Source organism: Actinospica durhamensis (assembly GCF_018139695.1).
GTDB classification, from domain to species: domain Bacteria; phylum Actinomycetota; class Actinomycetes; order Streptomycetales; family Catenulisporaceae; genus Actinospica; species Actinospica durhamensis.
Window position 1 is genome coordinate 1 of record NZ_JAGSOG010000050.1, and the last position, 20,852, is coordinate 20,852.

Annotated in this window: 14 protein-coding genes; 4 read left to right on the forward strand and 10 right to left on the reverse strand. The window is 70.1% G+C overall.

What is annotated here, in order from left to right; translation table 11 throughout:
• Positions 1 to 306: 306 nt before the first annotated feature.
• On the reverse strand, positions 307 to 699 hold the full coding sequence (locus tag KDL01_RS12900; protein WP_212528685.1) for a hypothetical protein: 393 nt from the start codon (positions 697 to 699) through the stop codon (positions 307 to 309).
• A 153-nt stretch (positions 700 to 852) separates the two neighbouring features.
• Between KDL01_RS12900 and KDL01_RS12905 the strand changes: the two genes are divergently transcribed.
• Positions 853 to 1,587, forward strand: coding sequence for an alpha/beta hydrolase (locus KDL01_RS12905; RefSeq protein ID WP_212528686.1), 735 nt, complete (start codon positions 853 to 855; stop codon positions 1,585 to 1,587).
• Between the two features lie 138 nt (positions 1,588 to 1,725).
• Here the strand turns inward: KDL01_RS12905 and KDL01_RS12910 are convergent, their stop codons facing one another.
• A complete protein-coding gene (locus KDL01_RS12910) occupies positions 1,726 to 2,475 on the reverse strand; it encodes a class I SAM-dependent methyltransferase (RefSeq protein ID WP_212528687.1) in 750 nt (249 codons plus the stop codon).
• 307 nt (positions 2,476 to 2,782) lie between these two features.
• Between KDL01_RS12910 and KDL01_RS12915 the strand changes: the two genes are divergently transcribed.
• Positions 2,783 to 3,388 carry a hypothetical protein gene (locus tag KDL01_RS12915; RefSeq protein WP_212528688.1) on the forward strand — a complete coding sequence of 202 codons (606 nt, stop codon included), beginning with the start codon at positions 2,783 to 2,785 and terminating at the stop codon, positions 3,386 to 3,388.
• Between the two features lie 43 nt (positions 3,389 to 3,431).
• Here the strand turns inward: KDL01_RS12915 and KDL01_RS12920 are convergent, their stop codons facing one another.
• The 3 genes from KDL01_RS12920 to KDL01_RS12930 all read right to left on the reverse strand — a co-directional run bounded on the left by KDL01_RS12920 (position 3,432) and on the right by KDL01_RS12930 (position 4,753).
• Positions 3,432 to 3,680 carry a hypothetical protein gene (locus tag KDL01_RS12920; RefSeq protein ID WP_212528689.1) on the reverse strand — a complete coding sequence of 83 codons (249 nt, stop codon included), beginning with the start codon at positions 3,678 to 3,680 and terminating at the stop codon, positions 3,432 to 3,434.
• 63 nt (positions 3,681 to 3,743) lie between these two features.
• On the reverse strand, positions 3,744 to 4,394 hold the full coding sequence (locus KDL01_RS12925) for a hypothetical protein (protein ID WP_212528690.1): 651 nt from the start codon (positions 4,392 to 4,394) through the stop codon (positions 3,744 to 3,746).
• A complete protein-coding gene (locus tag KDL01_RS12930) occupies positions 4,391 to 4,753 on the reverse strand; it encodes a PadR family transcriptional regulator (protein ID WP_212528691.1) in 363 nt (120 codons plus the stop codon). The genes KDL01_RS12925 and KDL01_RS12930 overlap by 4 nt, the downstream gene beginning before the upstream one ends.
• A 192-nt stretch (positions 4,754 to 4,945) precedes the next feature.
• Here KDL01_RS12930 and KDL01_RS12935 point away from each other — a divergent pair, with 192 nt between their 5' ends.
• Positions 4,946 to 6,211, forward strand: a complete 1,266-nt coding sequence (locus KDL01_RS12935) for a permease (RefSeq protein ID WP_212528692.1) — start codon at positions 4,946 to 4,948, stop codon at positions 6,209 to 6,211.
• Positions 6,212 to 6,225: 14 nt separating this feature from the next.
• Here the strand turns inward: KDL01_RS12935 and KDL01_RS12940 are convergent, their stop codons facing one another.
• From KDL01_RS12940 to KDL01_RS45895, 4 genes are all read right to left on the reverse strand, one after another.
• Entirely contained in the window at positions 6,226 to 7,155 is a 930-nt protein-coding gene (locus tag KDL01_RS12940; protein ID WP_212528693.1) for a hypothetical protein, read from the reverse strand.
• A gap of 41 nt (positions 7,156 to 7,196) precedes the next feature.
• Complete coding sequence (locus KDL01_RS12945) at positions 7,197 to 11,174, reverse strand: P-loop domain-containing protein (protein ID WP_212528694.1); 3,978 nt, start codon at positions 11,172 to 11,174, stop codon at positions 7,197 to 7,199.
• 122 nt (positions 11,175 to 11,296) lie between these two features.
• A complete protein-coding gene (locus KDL01_RS12950; RefSeq protein WP_212528695.1) occupies positions 11,297 to 11,797 on the reverse strand; it encodes a zinc ribbon-containing protein in 501 nt (166 codons plus the stop codon).
• A 104-nt stretch (positions 11,798 to 11,901) separates the two neighbouring features.
• Complete coding sequence (locus KDL01_RS45895; protein ID WP_368861556.1) at positions 11,902 to 12,684, reverse strand: SET domain-containing protein; 783 nt, start codon at positions 12,682 to 12,684, stop codon at positions 11,902 to 11,904.
• Between KDL01_RS45895 and KDL01_RS12960 the strand changes: the two genes are divergently transcribed.
• Positions 12,635 to 12,976 carry a DUF5713 family protein gene (locus KDL01_RS12960; RefSeq protein WP_212528697.1) on the forward strand — a complete coding sequence of 114 codons (342 nt, stop codon included), beginning with the start codon at positions 12,635 to 12,637 and terminating at the stop codon, positions 12,974 to 12,976. The genes KDL01_RS45895 and KDL01_RS12960 overlap by 50 nt on opposite strands.
• A 27-nt stretch (positions 12,977 to 13,003) precedes the next feature.
• Here KDL01_RS12960 and KDL01_RS12965 read toward each other — a convergent pair whose 3' ends face one another.
• Positions 13,004 to 20,848 carry a SpvB/TcaC N-terminal domain-containing protein gene (locus KDL01_RS12965; protein ID WP_212528698.1) on the reverse strand — a complete coding sequence of 2,615 codons (7,845 nt, stop codon included), beginning with the start codon at positions 20,846 to 20,848 and terminating at the stop codon, positions 13,004 to 13,006.
• Positions 20,849 to 20,852: the final 4 nt, after the last annotated feature.

Genomic DNA, 20,852 nt, shown 5'->3' on the forward strand with positions numbered 1-20,852 from the left:
AACCGGCACCCGAGGATGCACCGCGGTCCGAGGCGGACCCGCCGGAAACCCAGGACGAGGAGAGGGGGGAGCCACACTCCCGTACCGGCGCGCACCGTCTCCTGGCCCAGAGCGCTGAGACAGGTACGCGCCTGGCTCACCCCCTCGATCACGCTCCAACGCTGGTGGCAGGCCTGGTCTAACGCGCCACCACCCCCGCAACTACAAGCACTGATAGAAGCCGTCACCGCGGGCCACGGCATGCACCTCTACCTCCCGAGTTAACAAACTACCGCTAGCTCGACCTCCCGCTAGCTTGATGTCCTGCTAGCTCGACGTTCCGCTGGCTCGACGTTTCAGACGTGGTGGGTGACGGCGGCACTCCAGGAGAAGCACCGGATGAGGGTGCTTCTCCTGGAGGCTCGGTTTCAACGGCTGAGAGCAGCGCACCCGATCGCCCACGAACAGGCCGCGCTGCGTTTCTGGATCGTGAGCGCGGGTGGGCTCGTCCATGCCGAGGCCGCGGTTCATCCATCTGCTGCGGACCGCCCCGGTCAGCGACTCCGCCATCTCGAGCGCTTCCAGCGGCCCGGATGCGATCCCGAGCTCGCAGAAGGGCATGTCCTCGTCGTCCTGATAGGGGAACAGGAACCGTGTGGCTCGATTCGATTCCCGGCATCGTGACCAGTGGCCAGCGGCAGGGACCCGTTCGGCGTCCACGGGCGGTCGCTGCTAGAGTTCGGGAGACCGTGCGAGATGATGAGGAGGTGGTACCCGTGAACGCGATATCGACGTGGGTGCTCTCCTCCGGGGTCACGGTCGGGCGATAGGTCGTCCGGGAGCGCCATCCTTGCACTCCCGAAAGGCACGACCATGCAGTTCACCTCTGAACAGCATCTTGACGGCGACATCCTCGAACGCCGCTTCACCCTCGACGAGATCCCCGGCATCCTGTGGACGCCAGCATCGCCGATGCCGACGCCGCTGATCCTGCTCGGCAACCCCGGTGGACTGGGGTTGGACAGGATGTACCCGCGGCTGGCGGCCCGGGCCCGGTCCGCCGCGGCGAACGGGTTCGCTGCGGCCACCATCGAGCTCCCCGGGAACGGAGATCGGCCCAGTCTCGACGGTGTCGCCCAGGCGCGCGCCGACTTGCGGCAGGCCTTGGCCGCGGGCGAATCCGTCAGTGACGACATCGTCGACCGGCTTGTCCTGCCGCTGGTCGAGCAGGCCGTCCCGGAATGGCAGACCACCCTGGACGCCCTGCTCGTGCTGCCGGAGGTCGGCGGCCCGGTCGGGTTCGCGGGCGGTCTGATCGCCGTGGGCATCCGGCTGGCGGTGCTCGACCCGCGCATCGTGGCGGCCGACTTGTTCGCCGGGAGCTATGTGCCCCGGGCCACGTTCGAGGAGGCCCGCCAGATCACCGTTCCGCTGCACGTCCTGTTGCAGTGGGACGACGAGGGCAATGACCGGCAGACGGCCCTGGACCTGTTCGACGCCTTCGGGTCCAAGGAGAAGACCCTGTGCGCCAACATGGGGGGCCACACCGGCGTTCCGCAGTCAGCGGCTGAATCCGGCGCCGCCTTCTTCGCCCGGCACCTCAAGTGAGGCCAGGGCGTAAGGCCGACGACGGACGGTAGGCCCGTCAGATGCACGCTCGCCCCGATCGCGGCGGTACCGATCGCTGCGGTATTGATCGCAGCGGTACCGGCCGGTCGGGGCAGCGTGTGTCCAGACGCACTACCGTCACGCCTCGCAGATACAGAGTTGAAGCGGCGATCCCACGGCAAATGGTCGACCCGACCAGTCGCCGAACCGCTCGATAAGCCGAAGGCCGCCGAGCGAGAGGAGCAGCGGCAGCTCCTGCGGGAAGATGCTCCTGGCTTCGAGCGGCGCGACGACGAAATCGGGCTCGGAGTCAGTCGAGAGATACCAGGTCTCGTGTATGACCTGCGCGGGCACATCGTAGATTCCAGCGACATCGACGCTCACGTTGCCACGCTCAGGATCCACGAACGACAACGACTCCCGGGTGCGCCGCACGCCATCCGCATCGGCGAGTATGCGCACGCTCGGGTTGAACACGTCGAAGACGAACCGCGCTCCAGGTGCCAGGTGCCTTCGTACCGACTGGAAGCAGCTCACCAGATCCTCGGCCTCGTGCAGATGCAGCAGGGAATTGGCCGCGATGAACACGTAATCGAAGGTGCGGCCCAGGTCGAAGGCCCGCATGTCGCCCTGCATCCATTCCACGGCCACACCGCGCTCGTCCGCCTTGCGCCGAGCCTCGGCCAGCATGTCTGGCGAGAGGTCCAGGCCGACGCACGGATGCCCGTCGGACGCGATGGGGATCAGCTTGTGCCCGGTACCGCACCCGAGTTCCAACACGCGCCCCCCTTGCCGATCGGCGCCGGCTCGGTAGAAGTCGACGGCGGGCCCGCCGCCCGGGAACATGAGGTCGTACAGCCGCGCACGCGAGTAGAACGCTTCGCTCATGCAGCGCCTCCTTCTTCCGACTCATCCGCAGTTGGCGATGGTGGACTGCTGATTTACGTCATCGAAGTATGCTGCAGCTGCGAGGGGGTTCGCGAGGGGGTTTCGCCCGCGTGTCGACAATGCGCCGCCAACCCCGGACAGCCGGGTGGCGCTGGGGCAGCGGTAGCACCATCTGGATTCGGTGGCCGCTCTGCCGTGAAGTAGCAGCGGTGTTCCGTCCTGAGCTGATTGGATGTACGGCGTGTCAGTCCATGATCTGATTGCCCGCCTTCCGGACATCGACGTGGTCCGAGACCGGTGCCGAGCGATGGCCGCGCTCGAGGTGATCCTGAACCCGGGCAGGTGGGGGCGGCAGTTCGCCTTCGAGGCCACGTGGGGGCCGTCGTGGCAGAGGGCTTCGATGTTGAACGGCGCGGGCGATGAGTACTCGATCGTCTTCACGCCGGACGGGGCCTGGGCGTTCGGCTTCGATCACGAGTCTGAGATGAGCCCGTACCGGTGCGATCCGCTCGCGTTGTGGCCAGGCCTGCTCGACGGGATGCCCGAGGCGTTCCGCGCCCTCGTTGACGAACCGGCGTTCTGCGACCCGGACGGGCCGACGATGCGTGCGACGGTGTGCTTCTGGCGCGAGCGGGGGGCCGCCGGTTGGGCATGTGGGGCGCCGATGGCGCCGACTCGACCGGGCGAGGACGGCGGGGCCGGCTGGCTGTTCGAGGTCCTGTGCGGAGGCGCCGAGGGGTACGGCGCGTTCGCCCGGGACAATTACCGGGCGGAGATCGACGTCGAGGCCGTGCAGCAGGTCTACGGGCTCAAGCAGCTCACACCCGAGGTCATCGCGCGGCTCAACCCGGGAGCGGATGTGTCGGTCCTGGCCGACGGGCTGGGTGCGATCGGGCTGGAAGTGCGGGGTTAATGAGCGCCTGGGCCACGCTCAGTACTTTTGCAATAAAGCCACTTCAGTCCGATTGTGCGCTCGAGTCGCGTGCCGAAGAATCCTTCAGGCCTGCGGCATCCTCGCGCTCCTCCGCCGCGAGCTGCTCCCCGCTCACCAAGTCTGCCAGGGACGCCAGCCGGCCGTTGAACTCCCGCACGTAAGCCGAGACCACCACGGCGCCGCCGATCACCAGCGAGATGATCAGTGCCTGAATTAAGGATGTATTCGAAAATATCAGCGTGCACTCGAAGCTCAGTACTCCGACCGGCACGGACAGCGCGACCCTCCGCCCCAGCCTTACGCTGCGCGATGACATCTTTCCGACCGCGTTCCCTCAGCGCTCACCGCGCGGGGGCCGTCCGCGATCAGAGCTCCGCAGTGCAGCAGAGGTGGATTCAGCCGCAATCGGACCCGAAGCCTCCACGACCTCCGCGCGTACTTCCACCGAACCCGGAACGCCGCGCATCAGACTCGAGATCGACGCCAGCCGATCATCGACTTCTCGCAAGTAGTCGACGATAAGGGCTACACCGCTGATGATGATCGAGATCATCAACGCCTCGATCATCGAGGAGTCCGGCGACAGCAGCGCAGTCCCCAGGCTGAGACCACCAGAAATCACCGCCACCAGCAATTTATGCAGCATCGGAGGGAAAACCTCTGCCACGCTCTCGGCCCGGCGAGCCTTCTCGGCCGGCTTGGCCTGCTTCGCGGCCCGGCGACGCACCTGCGACCGCAGGCGGGGCACGCTCCACATCAGCACGCCACAGGCATAACCCACCTTGGTGATCTTCCCGGGAACCTGGGCGAGATCGGCAAGCCATTCCTCTTCATATCGCGCGATCTCTTCGGGCGCACCGAGGCGGCGGGCTCCCCAGCGCACAAGCCGTTTCGCAAGCCAGCCCGAAAGCTCCGCGCTCTCGTTCAGGGCCACCGGCAGAATCACGACGACGACCACGAAGCCCGCCACTTCAGCCGCGTTCATCGCTGCCCTCGCAAACCCTCGAGGGCAACAAACGGCAGAACCGGCCGACGTCTCGACACGCGCTCAGGACGTTGGGACGCAGCGCCACGACGCTCGGCCAGCGCGGCACGCGCCGCCCCGAGGCCGTCGGGACTGAGCCGGTAGAAGCGTCGCCGGGGACCGCGTTCGCCGCGTGTGTCCAACTCCCATTCGCTGGTCACCCAGCCGGCATCCTCGAGTCGCGCCAGAACAGGGTAGACCACGCCGGTCTTTCGCCCGGCTTGCTGAGCGATCTTCAGTCCGTATAACTGATCGTCCGGCCCCATCAGCGCCTCAAGCACATCCAGGGTCGCATCCGTCATGCGAGAGATGGGCTCCACAGCCCTATTCTATCTGTATAGAGATAGACGGTGAAGAGGCTCATCGAAGATTGACATGTCTGAGCACTGCGGGTGCGACGTTTCGGGGCAGTGTTGCTGATGTGACGGGCGATCATTTCGATGAAATACCCCTGAGGGGTATAAGATTACGGCGATGGCTGTCGAATTTGCCGTTGGGAAGGGAGTGCGCCCATGCACGCGATTGGGCATGCGCTGGCCATCACCGGGTCGATGACCTGGCAGATCACCTGGGCGCTGATTCTCGGCTTCGCCCTGTCGGCCGTCGTGCAGGCGGTGGTGCGCAAGTCCACCGTGGCCCGCGTGCTGGGCGATGACCGGCCTCGTACCCTCGCGATCGCCTCGGCGCTGGGCGCGGCGTCGTCCTCGTGCTCGTACGCGGCGGTGGCGCTGGCGCGCTCGCTGTTTCGCAAGGGGGCGAACTTCACGGCGGCGATGGCGTTCGAGATCGCCTCGACCAATCTCGTGGTCGAACTCGGGGTGATCCTGGCGCTGCTGATGGGCTGGCAGTTCACTCTCGCTGAGTTCACCGGCGGCCCGATCATGATCGTGGTCCTCGCAGTGCTGTTCCGGCTGCTCCTGCGAGACCGGCTCTTGCGCGACGCGCGCACCCAGGCCGAGCGCGGTGTGGCGGGTTCCATGGAGGGGCACGCGGCCATGGACATGTCGGTCGGCGGCGACGGGCCGTTCACCCGGCGACTGTTCTCCGGCAAGGGCCTGACCTCGGTGTCGCACGTGTTCGTGATGGAATGGGCCGCGATCCTGCGCGACCTGGTCGGCGGCCTGCTGATCGCCGGGGCGATCGCGGCATGGGTGCCGGACTCCTTCTGGCGCGGCTTCTTCTTCGCCGGCCACCCGCTCGCGGCGAAGCTGTGGGGGCCGTTGATCGGGCCACTGGTCGCGGTCGTCTCGTTCGTCTGCTCGATCGGCAACGTGCCGCTGGCGGTGGTGTTGTGGAAGGGCGGCATCAGCTTCGGCGGCGTGGTCGCGTTCATCTTCGCCGACCTGCTGATCGCACCGATCCTCTCGATCTACCGCAAGTACTACGGCCTGCGGATGGCCGCGTTCCTCGCCGCCACGTTCTATGTGGCGATGGTCCTCGCCGGATACGTGGTCGAACTCGTCTTCGGCGGCCTCGGCCTGATCCCGTCGCAGGCCGAGGCGAAGATCCCGGAGGGCGGTGTGAGCTGGGACTACACCACCTTTCTGAATATCGCCTTCCTGCTCCTCGCCGCGGTCCTGGTCGTCCGCTTCCTACGCACCGGCGGGATGATGATGCTCAAGATGATGGGCGGCGCACCCGAGGCCGCACCCGGGCACGAGCATGAGCACGGCCACGAGCACGAGCACGGCCACGAGCACGAGCATGGGAGCGGCCATGAGCACGGGAGCGGCCACGAGCATGGGCACGGGCGCACCACCCAATCCGAGGGCGAGTAGCGCAGGAGCGGCCCTTAGTCCCACAGATGCGCGGCCTGCGGGATGAAGTGGGTGCGCCGCGGCCGATAAGGGGGCTGCGGCTCGCCGGGAGGCAGGAGCGGGGCGAGATACTCGTGCACAGCGCGGACCTGTCTGAGGCCGTAGGCCGCCGGCTCCTCGGTGGCCCGCAACTCCACCAGGCCACCGGGTAGCTCACACACGCTGTGGAACACGCCGCTCGCCGAAGCCGCCGTCATGCCGCCGATCTTGTCGAGCAGCAGCGCTGGGACATAGGTGATCCACTCGTACCCGCGCAGGTACTCCCGGCTCTGCGCGAGGGAGTCGTGCCTCATGATCCCGCAGGCCGCGTCCCAACCCGTCGAGCCGTAGGAGGGCTCCTCGTCGAGGATCGACGCGAACGTCACCGGGAACCGCTGCGCCATCGCGGCGACGAAGCCGGCCGCCCACCCCGCATCGGCGCCCAGGTCGAACACCTCGGTCGGCCGGCCCTCGCCGTCGTAGGAAAGGTCGAAGGTGTGGAACCCGGACCCGGGACGCGCCTCGATCCCCGGCCCGGCAAGCCCGTGCGTCCCGTAAATCATCCTCAGCTGCGCATATGACTCGATACGCTTCTTTGTGGCCTCACTGAGGCGAACGATGAAGAGCGCCTCCGTGTAGGGCATTCCCGAGAGGAAATCGAGAAACCCGTCCCACGATGCCCGGGCGAACTCCGCGTACGCCGCGTCGATGTTGAAGTCGGGATCCTGCTCTTGCGCCACTTCCGTGTTCAGCGACGCGGCGCTGGTACTGATCCACCACTTCATTCCGGCGGGTGCGGAATGCTTCGGGCGAATACGGCCCCCCTCCGTCGTCAACACCGCTTCGAGCAGCGTCTCCGCAGCGTAGGCGAACGCGAACCGCGGAGCCTCGCCCGTCATGGGGACGCTCAGCGAAACCGACAGCACTTCTCGCTCTCCTTTTCGTCACGCGGCTGCACGGCACGGCATCAGACGGGTTCAGCCGTCTGCTCCAGGTTGCCTTCGAACTCTGTATACGCCGCGTCGGCGATCCGGGCTGCTTGGTGCGGGTACAGCCATGCCAAGACGGGGAACGGTGTCAGCCACCATCCCAGTGCGAATGCGCGTGCCAGCAGGTTGCCGGCTCGCGGTAGGCCGGCTCGCTTGGCTACTTCGGTCAATGCCGACGCCTGCTGGTCCGGGTCGGTGATGGTTCGAGCAAGTTGCTCGGCGCGGGCGAGCTCGCCTGCGGCGACCATCGCTGTAACCACGTCGACGAGGACTTCTGCCTGTCGGTCGGGGTCGGTGATGGTCCGGGCGAGCTGCTCGGCACGGTCGTGCTCTCCGGCGACGACCAGCGTCGTGGCTACGCGGTCCAGTGCCACCGCCCGCTGGTTCCGGTCGGTGAACGCGTCGGCGAGATGCTCGGCGTGGGCGGCGAGCAGACAGGCTCGATCGTGTTCGCCCGCGGCGGCTATCGCCTTGGCCACTTCGGTCAGCACCCGCACCTGTCGATCCGGGTCGGTGATGGTGCGGGCGAGCTGCTCGGCGCGGTCGTGTTCGCCCGCGGCAACCATCGCCATCACCACGTTGGCCAACGCCCCGGCCTGATCGTACGGGTCGGCGATGCCGCGAGCGAGCTGCTCAGCGCGGGCGAACTCGCCCGCAGCGGGCGCCGCTGCTGCTTTGACCAGCACCATTGCCCGCTGGTCCGGGTCGCTGACGGCGTGGGCGAGTTGCTCGGCACGGGTGAGCTGACCTGCGGCGGCCATCGCCTCTGCCACTTCGGCCAGCACCCACGATTGGCGGCCCAGGGCGGCCGCGCGGGCAAGTCGTTCGGCGCGGTCGTAATCGCCTGCGGCAACCAGTTCCCTGGCCGCTGCGGCCAGCACCCCCGCTTGCCGGTCCGGGTCGGCGATGCCGCGAGCGAGCTGCTCGGCACGGGAGGCGAGCAGACGAGCGCGGTCGTGGTCCCCGGCGGCGACCATCGCCGTGACCACTTCGGCAAGGACCTGAGCCTGTCGGTCCGGGTCGGTGAGCGTGCGGGCGAGTTGCTCGGCTTGGGTGGCGAACAGACGGGCCTGTGTGTGTTGACCCGCGACGACCATCGCCTTGGCCACCTCGGCCAGTACCTGTGCCCGCTCGTCCGGGTCTGTGATGGTGTGAACGATTTTCTCGGCACGCGCGAGCTCGCCCGCAGCGACCATCGCCTTCGCCACTGCGGCCAGCTCCCACGGATGGCTGTCCGGGTCGGCGATGGTGCCGGCAAGCTGCTCAGCACTGTGATATTCGCCTACGGCGACCATCGTCACTGCCGCTCGGGCCAGTGCCCACGCCTCCCGATATGGGTTGGCCAGGGTCCGGGCGAGCTGCTCGGATCGGATGGCGAGTTGACGTGCGTGGTCGTGCTCGCCTACGGCGACCATCGCCGACGCGACGTCAGTCAGCGCTTGCGCCTGGTGCTGTGGGCCGGTGATGGCGGTGGCGAGCCTGTGGGCGCGGTCATGCTCGCCCGCAGCGACCATCGCCGCAGCCACGTCGCCTAGCTGCCAAAACATGTCGTGCGGGCCGGAGATCGTGAGGGCGAGCTGTTCGGCATGTTCGTGTTCGCCTACGGCGACCAACGCCGCGGCTACCCGGGCCAGCGTACATGCCCGTGGGGACGAACCGCTCCCGACAGTACCGGCCAGCTGCGCGGCACAGTTCGCGAGCCGCAGGGCCTGCTCGCGTTCCCCCGCGTCGACCATCGCCTTCGCCGCCGCAGCCAGCACCTGTGCTCGCTCGTCCCGATCTGTGACGGTGCGAGCGAGCTGCTCGGCCCGGGCGAACTCGCCTGCTGCGACCATTTCCGCGGCCACGCCGGCCAACCCCCACGCTCGCGCGCCCCAGCTTCTCGTATCGCTGTGGACAAGCTGCTCGGCGCGGTCGTATTCGCCTGCGGCAACCATCAGAGTGGCCACCGTAGCCAGCGCCCATGCCTGCTCGACCGGGTCGGTGATGGCGCGGGCGAACTGTTCGGCGCCGGTGACGAGACGAAGGGCCTGCACGTGTTCACCCACAGCGACCATCGCCTTGACCACTTCGGCCAGCGTCGGCCCCAGAGCCCACCTCCACGCCGACGCCTGCCCGCCCGGATCGATGACGGGGCGGACGATGATGCGGCCGATCAGCTGTTCGGCGCGGGTAGCCAGACGGCGGGCCTGCACGTGTTCACCCGCAGCGGCCAGCGGCCTGGCCATTTCGGCCAGTGCCCGCGCCTGCCGAGCCGGGTCGTCGATGCTGTCGGCGAGGCGCTCCGCATCGGCGAACTCGCCCCGGGCGACCATCGCCATCGCCATCTCGGCCAATGCCGTGGCCTGCCAGCCCCAGCCGCCGAGACTGCGAGCGAGCTGCTCGGCGCGGTCGAGCTCACCTGCGGCGATCAACGCGTCGATTACCTCGACCAGCGCCCATTCCTGCTTGTCCACGTCGGTGATGGCGCGGGCGAGCTGTTCGGCGTGGGTGGCGAGACGAAGGGTCTGCACGCGTTCACCCGCAGTAGCCATGACCTTGGCCACTTTGGTCAGTGCTCGCACCTGCTGGTCCAGGCCGGTGATGGCGCAAGCGAGTTCCTCGGCGCGGACAAGGTGGCCGAGGGCCGCCCACACGGCGGGAAGCCCGACGGGAATGTGCGCGTTGCGGGTCTGGAGCCGGTCACGGCGGCGGGAGAGCATGCCCAGGGCATAGAAGTCTGGCTGCGCACGCTCGAGCAGGAGATCCTGGCAGGCGGTGACTTCGGCGAGGGCCGCGGTGTCGCCGCCGGTCACCTGCAGCATCCGGTCGTGGCGTGCCGGGTCGATGGCCAGGACGGTGAGCCGGTCGGTGTCCTTGGCGGCGGCGAGCATGCGGGGATAGCCGGTGAGCAGGTACTCCGGAGTGTGTGCCGGCCATGGCGCACTACCGTCGGCCGGGTGGCGGTAGTCCTCGGCCCAGGCGTGTATCCGGTCCCGGTAATCGGCCAGGTGGCTGGGCCCGATGTAGTGGCAGGCGGCGTGGTGCAGTTCCTCGTGGCCGAGGAGGTACACCTGGGGGGCTGTCTCAGGTGCCCAGCGGGAGGGCCGGCGGGTGAAGGCGCGCCCGGCCACGGTGTGCAGGATCTCTTCCACCTCCACCAGATCCGCACCGGTCAGCTCGCGCAGGTCCGGCCCGGAAAGGCCGCCGCGGGCCGCCGTGAGCAGGCCGAGGAGCTGCTGCTCGATGTGGGTGCCTTTCAGCAGGCGGGTGAGTTCGGACTGTCCGAGACGCTCCAGACTCCGCGCATGTGGGGAGTCGGCGAGCAGGCGGACGACGCCCGGATCGCGCAACGGATGCCAGTCGGGCACGTCGTCGGGGATCGGCGGGTTGGCCCGGCCCGCGATGATCACCCGCATCCCCGCCGGCGGTCGGCCTGGAAGCAGCCCGGCGATACTGTGCGCCCCCGGCCCCGTGGTGACCCCGCGGTCCTCATCGAGCCCGTCGACTACCAGCACCAGTCGGCCACCCGCCCGCTCGCACTTCGTCGCGGCATCGGCCAACAGGCCCAGCAACACGGCTTCCCTCGAGCCCTCATCCACACTGACCGGCAGGTCCGTGCCGAGCCGGGCGCACAACTGCTCGATCAGCGCGGTCGTGAACGCCTCCCGGGTGTCCTGCGCGGTCAGCCGGGCGGTGACGAAGAACGACACCAACACCACCCCGGCCGCGGTCACCGGCGCGGGCGGGTCCAGCACGAAGGTGGACAGCAGCGCGGACTTGCCCGCCCACGGCCCCGCCCGCCACCACACGTATGGACCGCGCGCCTGCTCCAGGCAGAATCCGGCCAACTCGGCCAGTTCGGCGTCCCGGTCCAGCAGCTGCGGCGGCGCGATCTGCTCCACCTGCAGCCGATAGGCCGAATACACCGTCCCCGGCACCGGCCCGGGAGCGGCCTCGTGATGATGGATCGTCACATCGACGTTCCCTGCGACATATCCGAAGCCGGCCCCGCCGTCCCGGCCCAGAACCACCCCGAACGAGGTGTCGCCCCCATCACGCCCCAGGCTCTGCCCTGTCGCCGTCGCGCCGGGCACGGTCAGGGGCGCGACCGGCTCGGCTCCGAAGGGTCCGGCCGCTCCCCGCCCGCCACACCACGATCCACGTGTACATCCCCGGCGACCTGGCCGAAGGCGACACCACCGTCGCGGGCCTCGGCGTGGACGTCCCCGGTGAACACTCTCGACCCGGCCCCGGCCACCACCGAGATACCACGTTCCTGCTCGGCGGCCCGCAGCCGGCCGATCAGATCGGTCACCGTCTGGCCGAACTCCTCGTCCTTGCGCGCCGCGGCGGTCACCGCCAGTTCCACCTGCTGCCTGGTCAGCTCACTGACCTGGCCTGCGCTCTCGACCTCCTCGGCCAGATCCTCGAGCGCGGGATGCCGGTCGAGCTTGGCGGCCACCGCGCTGTGCAGCTTCTCCAATCCGGCGTCGATGACCTCGTCGACCTCGCCGTCCACACCACCGGCCACCCGGCGGCCTTTACGCACCGCCCACGCGACCATGTAACCGACCGCTACCCCGGCCTCGATCACCATTCGACCTACCCCTCCCTGAGCCAGCCGACCACTCACATCATCCCCCACCACACCGGCGAATGGGGCTGATCCGCCGGACCCATGCGGACTGATGACTTCCGAGGTCAGGGCTGCGCCGCGGTCGGCGTGCTCGAACCCCGGATGCGTTTGAGTAGGCCTGGGGTCCAGTGATCGGCATAGCGGCGCTGGAGGTCCGGGCGTTGCCAGTCGTTTCCGGTGATCGTTCTGCGGCACAGGGGTGATCCGCAGGCGCAGGCCATGCGGAATTCGGGGATTGCGGTGGAGGTGGCGTAGTCGTTGGTGAGTTCGTCGCCGGGTGCGATGTCGTGGCGGGCCGCTTGGGTGTAGGCGTCGATCCACCACAGGTTCGGGTCGCAGCTGTGGTTGCCGTATCCGTTGGGGCGCCTCGGCGGAAGGATCAGGTGCAGGTCGTCGTCCACGGTGTACGTGTCGATATACGGGTGGGCGGGGTCGAGGGCTGCGGCGTCGAAGGCGGCTTGTAGTTGAGCGCCGGTGGCCAGTGTTCCGCCCATCCGGGATACCGGTGTTCCGGCGGGGATGGGGGCGAGGGCGAACAGGCCTCTACCCTCGATGTGCGAGATGCGGACCTCGACGTCGAGGTGGAGCCAGCAGTCTGGTTCGGGAGCGGTTACCAAAACGTGGTGTGCTTCCTTTGTTCGGTGCGGGCTGTGGAGGCCATGGTAGGCGCCGGTGCGACTCCCGGCTGGCCCGAGTTCACCGGCGCGACCGGCACGCCGCGCCGTCCGGGCGACCGAGCGGCTTCTACACTCATGGCGGAACATATGGAGTAGGCACAGAGTAGGCACCGGAGGCGTGATGGCGATCGCGAACCCCGAAATGGCGGCACACCGCTTCCTCGCTGCCATGTACCAGGATCCTTACTTCCCGGACCACCTGGTGGACAAGGCCGCGGCGATCCTGCGGGGCGCGTGCGAGCGGATCGAGGCGGAGCATCCTGCCGACCTGGAGGAGCTCTACGCGCTGACCCAGGACGCGACGGACGAGCTCAACGCACTGCAAGTCGAGCTCGCGGCGGCCGGCAGCGCGATCGAGACGGTGGCCCGCGAGGCGATCGCCGAGGACTTCTCGGCGATCGCCAAGGCGTACGGATTCGACGACGCAGACGTCGAGGAGCTGATCGCGGCCAGGGACTGGTAGCGACCGGGCGCCACCGCCGGCTCGCCGCTACTTGCCGGTGTACGGCGCCACGCGGCCGAAGGCGGCCGTGGCCGCGGCGTCGTAGAGCTTGCCCTCGCGGTTGCGTTTGCCGACGCCGCGGATGTCGTTGCCGGACCTCGTGTGTGCCAGGCCCTTCTCCCGGATCGCACCTCCGAACTTGTCGATCATCTGCTGTTCCCGGCCGCGGATCGCCCAGTAGGACGGGTCGAGGCGGAACTCGGCGTAGGGCAGCGTCGCGTCGACCACCTTGTCGAGGCGCGCCTTGCCGTAGCCGAGCAGGTTCATGTGGTGGTAGGCGTCGCGCCACTTGAGCAGCTCGGCGACCGTGCCGTAGCCGCTCGTGTAGCCCACGTAGGTGCGGCCGTTCTTCGGGTTCACCTTCGTGTACGTCAGGTAGCGCAGAGCCCGCTTGCGGCGCTGCCGGGTGCGGGGGATGTCCCAGGTGCGCGGCAGCACGTCGGTGGTCGACCTGGTGCGCGGAACGGCCCGCGGCCTGGGCGTCGCGTGCGGCGCCGGGATCGGCACCGGCGGTACCGGGATCGGGATCGGCGGCACCGGGATGGGCACCGGCGGCACGACCGGAACCGGCGGTGCCACCGGGACCGGGTTCACGGGTTTGGGGTCCGGCACCGGGGGCGGCGGCACCGGAATGGGCACGGGAGGCGCGGGAGAGGGCACCGGATACGGCCCGGCGTACGGGTGCACCTCGGGCCGCGCGGTGGGCCGGTAGGTGGTGATGGCCATACCCAGTCCGCCCAGCAGCAGCGCGCCGCCCCAGCGCACCGCCGTGCTGCCGAGCAGCCCCTCGGTCACGGTTCCGCCGGCCAGCAGGCTGCCGCCGCCGACGCCCTCGGTCAGGGCCAGGGTGCCGCCCCCGAGCAGCTCGAGCCCGCCGGCCTCGAGGGCCACGGCGCCGGCGCCGATGGCGAGGCCGACCGTGCCGGTCGGGTCGATCACGGTGACCGGGTTCTGTCTCGCGTAGGCGTAGACGTTCGGGCCGTCCGCCAGATGCTCCGGGTCGGCGCTGGTCCAGCGGCCGAGCCAGGGGGCGTAGTAGCGCGCGGAGTGGTAGGAGAAGCCGTTCTCCTCGTCGCGTTCCTTGCCGCTCCAGCGATACCGCTTCGGCAACTCGGTCTGCGCGTCCACGGCCTGATACGAGGTGCTGCCGTACGGGAAGTACTCCTCGTAGCTCAGGACTGCGGCCGCTTCGTCGAGCTCCAGGCACACGGTCGGCAGGTGGTTGGGGTACTGATACCGCAGCTGACGCGCCGGCGCCGGGTCGGTCCCGATCGTGCGCCGCTCCAGCAGCGCCACCGACCGGCGGTCGGCGGCCACCGCCAGCTGCGTACGCTCGAGGGTGACGCTCTCGCCGTCGAGGTCGTATTCGCGGTAGTACTCGGCCGAGCCGAGATAGATGCGCTCACGCAGCCGCCGCCCGCCGGATCCCGTGCCGCCGGTCCCCGTACCGCCGTCTCCGGTGCCGCCGCCTCCAGTACCGCCGTCGCCGCGGCCGGACGGCGCCTCCACTACCTTGCGGATCCGGACGCCGCCGGAGTCGTAGACGTAGAAGGTCGTCTCGCCGGTGCCTTCGTGCACGACCGTGCGCGTTGTGGCAGTGAGCTGATTCTGCTCGTCCCAGGCCAGCGCGGCCAGGTGCGGCATCGACGTCGTGTTGCCGTGCGCGTCGTAGCCGTAGCGGGCCGAGTACGGGCCGTGCGCCGGGTCCCCCGGCAGGCTGGTGGCCGAGAGCCGGTCGCCGGTGACGCCGGGTTCGATCCTGGAGGCCTCCGCGTACCGGTAGCGCCGGGTCCAGCCCGTGCCCGCGACACGGTGTGCCATGGCCAGCAGGTTGCCGACGGGGTCGTAGTCGTAGGTCTCGGCGTAGTTGGCCATCGCCCGGCCGTCGCCGGGGTTGGGCAGCCGGATGCGCGAGCGGTCGTTGTCGGTGACCTGGGCCGCGACGCCGGCCTGGCCCAAATGCTCGCGCCCGGTCGCGCGCACGAGGCGGTATCCGGGGTCGTACGTGTAGTCCGCCGTGGGGTCGACCCGCTGGTTGCGGAAGAAGACCACGTCGTGGATGTCCGCGTCGTCCCGCAGCCGGGTGACGTTGCCGAGCGGATCGTACGTGTAGGCGAGGTCCTGCACGGTACGGGCATCGGCCGGGTAGCCGCTCGGCCGGGTCGTCGTCAGCCGCGTCAGCGCGAGGGTCCGGCGGTTGTAAGACCTCGTCGTCACCGTGCCGTTGCCGTGGACGACGCGCAGACGCTGGCCTTCCGCGTCGTAGTCGATGGCGCGCACCGGATGGGTCGAGGCGGTGTCGGGGTCGAGCAGGTGGTCCGGGGTGTCGGTGGCCTGTTCCCAGAGGTCGACCCGGCCGACGAGGCCCGCTTCGTTGTAGCAGGCCATGACGATGTCGCGGGGGGCGCCGTCGACGTGCGGCGCGACGGCGAGCACCGGCCGGTTCAGCGCGTCGTGCAGCGCGCGGCCCTGGAACAGCTCAGGCTCCAGCAGGCCGGCGGTGGCGGCGTCGAGTGCCGCGGCGAGCTCGGCCGGCGCGGTGTGGTCGAGCTCGGTGATCGGAGCCCAGTCCACGTCGCTGCGGTAGCTGACCGAGAGCCGCCGCGACCGGTCGACGAGGTTGCCCTTGAAGTCGCACGAGTCGTTGGCGGTGAAGCCGCCGGCGTCGTAGTGCCGGAACACCTCGCCGCACAGGTTCGCCGCGGGCATGCCCTCGCCGTAGACCGTGCGCTGCTGCAGCCGCTCGCCGCCGCCCGGGGCGGTGACGTACCGATGGGTCGGGCGGCGGGCCGCGTCGTAGCGCGTCCGGGTGGCGAAGCCCCGCTCGTCCCAGCCCCGGATGGGGCGCGCGCCGATGTCGACGAGCATCCACCGGCCGCCGGAATCCATGTGGTGGTGGAGCATTTCGCGGTCGGCCAGGTCACGTCCGAGTACGTACGCGGTCGTGCCGTCCGGACGTGCCTCGCGCTCCAGGTACTCCAGCAGCCGCCGCCCGGCCGGGTCGAGCACCGCGATGGTTTCGCCCAGGCAGTCGTAGGCGTGCCGGACGCCGTGGCGCCCGCCCGGTCCGAGGTCCGTGACGGTCAGGCAGGTCCGGCCGGCCGAGTCGAGGTGCTCGACCGCCGGGGTGTCGGCGTAGGCGGTCGTCTTGACCGCGGCGTCCTGGTTGGCCGAGCGGTCTGCGGCCGTCTCGCCGTAGTCGCCGTCGGCCCGGCGCGCAACCCAGGACCGGAATGGGCCGGCGCCGAGCAGCCGGGTGAAATACCCGCCGACGTCGGGGTCTTCCCGCGGATCCGGGAATGAGGCGGTGTCCCCCTGGTCGAAGGCGATGCGCGACCAGGGCGTGCTGACCGTCTTCGTCCAGGTACCGTCGGGGTGGAGCATCGCCGCGGTGCGCCCGGGCGGGTCGTAGAGACGCACCGTGCTGACGCCGCGCCGAACCGCGAATTCGAAGCCCGGGGTCGCGGAGAAGAACTTCTGATAGGTGCGGACCGGCCGCCCCTTGTTGTCGCGCACCGTCCAGCCGGATCCGACCCAGCGCTCGGCGAGCCGGGGCCCGGATTCGGCCAGGGGTCCTGGTTCGGCCTGCGTCTTGTGCTGCGCCTCGTGGCCCGAGCCGTCCGAGTAGACGAGCGTGTGCCGACAGCGGGTCCGCTCCCCCGCGCGGAGATCCGACAGGTGCGTCTCGCGGTCGATGGTCCAGGCCACGACCGGCTTCGGCTGCGCGTCGTCGCGGGTGCGCCGGAAGGCGTCGAGGTCGTAGACGATGCGGCTGCTGGCATTTCCCAACACCGCCAGCGGATCGGCCAAGGGGTCGGCCAGATGGCGCGCCGCGGCCGCCGGGTCGAGGTCCGCGACGACGCCGTCGAGGTTGTCCCCGAGATCCTCGTCCTCCTTGCCCTGCACGGCGCTCGCGGTCACCATGCCGAGCGCGTCGAAGAGCACCCGGGCGCGGTTTCCGTTGGGGTCGGTCACCTCCCGGGGAGCCAGCGTGCGGTAGTCGATCGCGGCGCTGTGCACGTTGCCCACCTGGTCCACGGCCCGCACCGCGCCCAGGTCGTAGCGGTCGTAGTCGTCGCGCCGCACACCGAAGGGGTCGAGCACGCGCCGTACCCGGTAGAAGTGCGCTCTGGCCCGGGCCAGCTCCGTCGCCGCCGTATCGCCGTCTCCGGCCGAGTAGCGGTTCTCCTCGCCCGGGATCCACCAGCCGTCGTGTCCGTCGCGGCGGACGTATCCGCCCTCGATCAGGTCCTCACTGGTGACGGCGACTCCGGCCGCAGCCGCCTTGGCGCTGCCGTACGCGCGGGCGAGCAGGCCCGGGGTGAAGGCGAGCCGGAACTCCTGGCCCGGCAGGCCCATCGGCTCCGCCCGGCCGAGTTCGAGCAGCCCGGTCAGGTCGTCGCGGCGGTAGTGGGTGCGGTGGTGCGCGACCTCGCGGCGGAGCGGCGCCGCATCGGGCGCGTCGGGATCGAGGGCGCCATCGACGTCTGATGCCACTGCCTGCTCATAGGGCACGGTCGCCGAGGGCCGGTCCACCGCGGCCCACAGGGAGTCGAGTTCGGCGGGGGTGAAAAGGCCCGCGCCCTCGGGGCCGGACGCGGCGGGCCGTGCTCCGGTGATCTCCCAGGTGACGACCTCCGCAACGAGGGGCAGCAGGTGGGCGTCGGCCTCCAGCACCGGATTCGTCCACGACGTCCGCGTGGCGCGCAGATGCAGCCGGGACTGGTCGTACGCCAGCCGGGCCTGGATCTCCCGCGGCAGGGCGGGCTCCGGTGCGGGCCGGTTCCGACGGCGGCCGTAGGTGATCGCCACGGCTCGCAGCGGCTGCCCGAAGTCGTCGGCTTCGAGCAGGACATCGTGCTCGACGCGCGGATCGTGCGCGATCCGGTCGTAGAACGCGGACACGCTCTCGCGCTTGCGGGAGAAGAAGACGCCGTGCCGCTGGCCGCCGATGCGCTGCAGACAACGGACTTGGTACGTGTGCTCCTCGATCGTGTAAGGCACCGAAGCGCGCGGCGAGCCGTCCTCGGCATAGGTCTCGGTGCGCAGGACTGAGCCCTTCAGCGAGCGCGCCGCCTCGCGCAGGTCTGCCGGGCTGAGCGGTCCGGCGCCCGGGGCCGAGCCGTCGTCGAGCACGGGGTGGCTCAGCCGCGGTGTCGTGTCCGCGCACCCGGGCTCGTGCGGCTCCCTCCAGTAGCCGGCGCGCAGGGTCCGGGAGACGTCCTCGCCGAGTTCGAAGGCTCCGGTGTGGAACCAGCTGCGGGTGCGCGTCGGCGGCGACCAGGAGGCCGCGTCCCAGTTCTCCGCCTCCGGGAAGGCGGTGTCCCCGCGGTGTTCCTCGGTGTCCCAGCGGTCGACGACGGCGAAGCCGCGGAACTCGCGCTCCAGTCCGTCGTAGTAGCCGTGGTGGTAGGCGTAGCGGGTGACGAAGCGGCTGCGCGTCACCCAGTCGAAGACCTCCGCGCGCTCGACCACCTGCACCGGGAACGGCAGCGTCGTCACCCAGGGCTCGCCGCGCTCCCGGTCGGCCAGGCAGAAGCGGGTCGAGGGCGCATAGGTGAGCCGGGTCTCGCCGCCGACGTTGTTGCGGGCCCGAACGAGCAGGTGGGGTTTGCCGGCGCTCATCAGGTCGATGTAGCGCAGCGTGGCTCCGGCCTCCGCCGGCAAAGAGGAGGACCAGACCAGGCAGCTCGTGCCGGTGCCGCGCAGATCGAGGACCTGGACGGCGGTCTCGCGCGAGGCTCCGGGGAAGACCGCGAGGCGCCGCGGCCGCGACCACGCGTTGCCGGACTGGTTAAAGCAGACGAGCACGCCGTCGACGCCGAGGTAGAGCAGGTCGGCGGTTCCGGTGCCGTCGATGTCTGCCAGGCGCACCCGGGCCGGGTCGAACTCGCCCTCGGCGGCGAGCCGGGGCGCGCGGTCCATGGTGACCTTGCGGCCGAAGCGGCCGTAGCCGAGGTTGGGCCAGTAGGCGACCTCGCCGTTGCGGGTGCGCACCAGGTCGCTCAGCCCGTCGCCGGTCATGTCGGCCAGGTGCAGGCTCTCGGCCTCGTCGGACAGGACCAGCGTCGTGCCGGTCCCCTCGTCCCAGGGCGCGCGGTTCGGCAGGGCGCTGTCGTAGCCCGCGCGGCCCAGCGACGGGTAGGCGAGCCAGACCTCGTCCTCGGCGAGCAGCAGGTCCGGGGTGCCGTTGCCGGTGAGGTCGAGCATGCGCTGCCGCGGGCCCTGTGCCGGAACCGTGGGCATCGTGGCGAAGGACTGCCAGGGCGTCCAGCCCTCGGATCCGACGCGCTCGCTGTAGCCGGCGAATCCGCGCTCGAAGGTGACCGCGTCGAGGTGGCCTCCGCCGGTCAGGTCGAGCAGCCGCACGTCGGTGCCGGCCGGAAGGCCCGCTACCCGTTCCAGTTCGCCCAGGCGCGCGCCCGAGGCCGGTTCGAGCGGGCTCAGGTTCCGCTTGTACCACCAGGCGTCGCGGCCGCGGTAGAGCGCGCCGGGCAGGCCTTCGGCGTGCAGGTCGACCCATTCCAGGGCGGAGTCGACGAACCCTTGCGGCAGGTTGCGCGTGCTCTCCCGAGGCAGTTGCCTGATGGTCGGGTCGACGACGGCGCGGCTGTACTCGAACTCCAACGGCGGCAGGGCACGGCGCAGCAGGCGGCGGGGGTGCGCAGAGCCGGCGGCGCCAGGGTCGTCACCGTATCCGGCGTCGACGACCTCGGCGATCGTCGTGTAGACGGGCGCGGCCGGGTCCGGTGTCTCGATCTGGTCGGTGTAGCGCAGTTCGAGGGCGCGCACGAGGCGGTGCGGCCCGCAGGTCGGCTCGTCCGGGAAGTGATGGAACATCAGGGCACGCAGGCAGCGGCGATACGTCCGGATCTCGAAGCCCGCGCGGTAGGTGGAGAACGGGTCTGGCCGCACCGCGCGGGGGCCTTCGTCGCCCGGGGACGGCACCGCGGCGTCGTACTCGCCGTAGTCCAGGACCAGTGCGAAGTGGAATCCGTCCGCGCCGGGCAGTGCGGGTTCCGGGCCGTGCTCCGACCACTCGGCGTGCCAGGGCTCGATGTTGCCGTAGCGGACGGCGTGCAGGTACCGCTGCGCCGCGCGCTGGGCCGGGGTGCGCTTGGCCTCGTGCGCGGCGGCGGTGTCCACGCCCTGGCCGCTCTCGGCGCGGTGTTCGTAGACGGTCAGGTGCCCGCGCAGGTCGAAGCGGCGACAGAGCAGATAGGAGTAGATCCGGCTCGGCGCACCGGCCTCCCGCGCGGTCTCCTCGTGGCTCTCGACGGTGCTGCCGGGGTCGTAGCCGAACAGCGCCGTGATCCCGTCCGAGCTGATCGTGCGCCAGTGGCTGCGGCCGCCGCCGTCCGTCCAGCGCTCGATCCGTGCGTACAGGCCCTCGATCCTCGGCCGGTACGGATAGACCGTGTACGCGATCCCGTGCACAATCCTGCGCCGCGAGATCCGGCATCCGGTGGCGTCCGTCTCCGGCACGAGGTCGTCCGCGCCGGTGAGGACGAAGATGTCTGACTCGTTCGCGTCGTCGTACCGGGGCAGGCCCTTGTCGGTGCGCCGGGTGATCGCCGGCACGTCCAGGGTCCAGCCGAGGCCGAAGGGCCCGTTGCCGCCGCCGGAGTCGTAGGTCAGCGAGTGCTGCGGGGTCCAGCCGTCGCGCCCCGCCGAGACCGGGAGGGGGACGGTGAGCGAGGCGGTGCCGTGCGACTGGTTGACGCCGAAGGTCTCATCGATGCCGCGGACGGCGCCGCCGCCCTTGGGCAGCGAGATCGGCGGCGCGGCGTCCTTGTGCGGTGGTTCCGGCTGGGCCGGCGCCTGCTGCTCCACCCCG

Excerpts from the sequence above, each read along its gene's own strand:
- KDL01_RS12915 (WP_212528688.1), top strand. The coding sequence starts at position 2,783 with ATGGCCGCGCTCGAGGTGATCCTGAACCCGGGCAGGTGGGGGCGGCAG.
- KDL01_RS12950 (WP_212528695.1), bottom strand. The coding sequence starts at position 11,797 with ATGGTGATCGAGGCCGGGGTAGCGGTCGGTTACATGGTCGCGTGGGCG.
- KDL01_RS12905 (WP_212528686.1), top strand. The coding sequence starts at position 853 with ATGCAGTTCACCTCTGAACAGCATCTTGACGGCGACATCCTCGAACGC.
- KDL01_RS12960 (WP_212528697.1), top strand. The coding sequence starts at position 12,635 with ATGGCGATCGCGAACCCCGAAATGGCGGCACACCGCTTCCTCGCTGCC.
- KDL01_RS12935 (WP_212528692.1), top strand. The coding sequence starts at position 4,946 with ATGCACGCGATTGGGCATGCGCTGGCCATCACCGGGTCGATGACCTGG.
- KDL01_RS12925 (WP_212528690.1), bottom strand. The coding sequence starts at position 4,394 with ATGAACGCGGCTGAAGTGGCGGGCTTCGTGGTCGTCGTCGTGATTCTG.
- KDL01_RS45895 (WP_368861556.1), bottom strand. The coding sequence starts at position 12,684 with ATGGCAGCGAGGAAGCGGTGTGCCGCCATTTCGGGGTTCGCGATCGCC.
- KDL01_RS12910 (WP_212528687.1), bottom strand. The coding sequence starts at position 2,475 with ATGAGCGAAGCGTTCTACTCGCGTGCGCGGCTGTACGACCTCATGTTC.